Source organism: Lactiplantibacillus sp. 7.2.4 (assembly GCF_018991185.1).
Taxonomy (GTDB): domain Bacteria; phylum Bacillota; class Bacilli; order Lactobacillales; family Lactobacillaceae; genus Lactiplantibacillus; species Lactiplantibacillus pentosus.
This window is the reverse complement of the sequence record NZ_JAGYGS010000126.1, coordinates 1-2,010: the sequence shown is the minus strand read 5'-3', so window position 1 is coordinate 2,010 and position 2,010 is coordinate 1. Positions and strand designations below refer to the sequence as shown.

The 2,010-nt window shown below is 36.7% G+C and carries 3 protein-coding genes; 1 reads left to right on the top strand and 2 read right to left on the bottom strand.

The features are described from left to right. Nucleotides 1–77: 77 nt before the first annotated feature. Together KGF70_RS16780 and KGF70_RS16775 are read right to left on the bottom strand one after the other, a co-directional pair. Nucleotides 78–356 carry a hypothetical protein gene (locus tag KGF70_RS16780; protein WP_216747903.1) on the bottom strand — a complete coding sequence of 93 codons (279 nt, stop codon included), beginning with the start codon at nt 354–356 and terminating at the stop codon, nt 78–80. A 13-nt stretch (nt 357–369) separates the two neighbouring features. Next, complete coding sequence (locus KGF70_RS16775; protein WP_003645707.1) at nt 370–582, bottom strand: hypothetical protein; 213 nt, start codon at nt 580–582, stop codon at nt 370–372. Nucleotides 583–852: 270 nt separating this feature from the next. On the opposite strand from KGF70_RS16775, the gene mobQ reads away from it, so the two are divergent. Further along, nucleotides 853–2,010: MobQ family relaxase (mobQ, locus tag KGF70_RS16770; protein WP_216786515.1), on the top strand; the 1,158-nt coding region annotated here is incomplete at its 3' end.

Below are 2,010 nucleotides of genomic sequence, written 5' to 3'. Positions count from 1 at the left end.
TAATAGCTTTGTTAAAGATAATCCAGATTTAAAATTTAAAAAGACAATGAATGATCCAGAAAAAGAAAACGATCGACCTAGTTCTTAGGTTGATCGTTTTTGAATTTACTCAGTTTATGGGCATTGACATAATCGGCAAACATTTTTAAAAGCTCTTCGGTTTGCTCGACCGATAGCTTATCAGCTTGAAAGTATTTTTCCAATAAAGCGCCTTTTTGAATTAGCCGCCGAGATCGTGCTTTGCGGGCTTGACGATTTTCATAGTATTTAGACTGCCGTAATTTAAAATCTTCCCGAGCCATTTTCTCTTTTAAACGAGCTTTTTGTGCAACCAATTTTTCGTATTGATTAGCCATCATCACCACTTAGTTACAATTGGTTATTTGGTTCATGATTTAAAATCGTTGCTATTTTTTGCGCGAGGTCTTTAATTTTTTGGTTAGACAAATCGGTATAATCTAAGTTTGCCGTTTTAATAATTTGCTTGCCAAGGTTTTGTTCAATCTTACTTTTTTCAGCTTTGATCCTTTGATTAAGCTGTTTTAATTTAGCTTCTTGTTTTTCCAATGCCGATTGGGTCATCTTAACTCCTCCTGTCAAATTTATATATAATTAATAAAGATAATAACACTTCAATTAATTTAAGTCAACATAAACGTTGAAAAAGCGAAGCGTTAGGCGTACACTAAAAGTAAATATATGGGAATCAGAATACTGAGTGGAACGAGGTCAATGCGCACTTACACGTCATCTTTGATGACGTTGTGCTAAACCCATTAAAACCTGTATTAGAAGTCGCCGATGGCGACAACAAAGTCAAACCCATAAACCCAAAGAAAGGTGGTGACCGACATGGCAATTTTTCACATGAGTTTTAGTAATATTAGTGCTGGTAAAGGACGAAGTGCGATTGCCAGTGCCGCTTATCGAAGTGGTGAAAAGCTATTTGATGATAAGGAAGGTCGCCACTATTTTTATGCCCGCTCGGTTATGCTAGAAAGCTTTATTTTAACCCCCAAAAATGCACCAGAATGGGCCAGTGATCGAGAGCAGTTGTGGAATAAAGTTGAAACGAAAGATCGTAAATCAAACTCACGGTATGCAAAAGAGTTTAACGTGGCTTTACCGGTAGAATTAAGTGAATCCGAACAGAAAGAATTACTGACAAAATATGTGCAAGAAAATTTTGTTGATGAGGGCATGGTAGCCGACGTGGCAATTCATCGCGACCACCCAGATAATCCGCACGCTCATGTGATGTTAACCAATCGCCCATTTAACCCCGATGGTACTTGGGGACAGAAAACAAAAACCGAATACATTTTAAATAGTCATGGTAATAAAACTAAGACCCCTGCAGGGAATGTGAGAAACCGAAAAATTTGGTTGGTTGATTGGGATAAAAAAGAAAAAATAACTGAATGGCGGCACAATTGGGCGGTTAGTGTAAATCAAGTTTTAGAGCAAAAAAATATTCCCGATCGGATCAGTGAAAAATCCTTTGAAGATCAAGGAATAAATGAAGTTCCAACTCAACATGAGGGAATCAATAGTAAGCGGCATGAAAGAAACGAATTTAACCAACAAGTTAAGGACTATCGCAAGGCCAAAGCCAGTTATAAAAATAACCAAGAAAAAGTAATCAATAGAGGTCATTTAGATAGCCTAAGTAAACACTTCTCGTTTAATGAAAAACGGGTAGTCAAAGAGTTAAGCCATGAACTGAAAACTTATATCAGTTTGGAGAACTTAGATGATAAGCGGCGCATGCTATTTAATTGGAAAAACAGCACCTTAATTAAACATGCGGTTGGTGAAGATGTGACTAAACAATTATTGACAATTAACCAACAAGAAAGCTCACTCAAAAAAGCAGATGAACTCTTAAATAAAGTAGTTGATCGCACGACTAAAAAACTTTATCCAGAGCTTAATTTTGAACAGACCACGCAAGCTGAAAGACGAGAATTAATTAAGGAAACCGATAGCGAACAAACAGTTTTCAAGGGT

Bases quoted from the DNA above. Each gene is read 5' to 3' on its own strand.
- KGF70_RS16780 (WP_216747903.1), bottom strand. From the start codon at position 356: ATGGCTAATCAATACGAAAAATTGGTTGCACAAAAAGCTCGTTTAAAA.
- KGF70_RS16775 (WP_003645707.1), bottom strand. From the start codon at position 582: ATGACCCAATCGGCATTGGAAAAACAAGAAGCTAAATTAAAACAGCTT.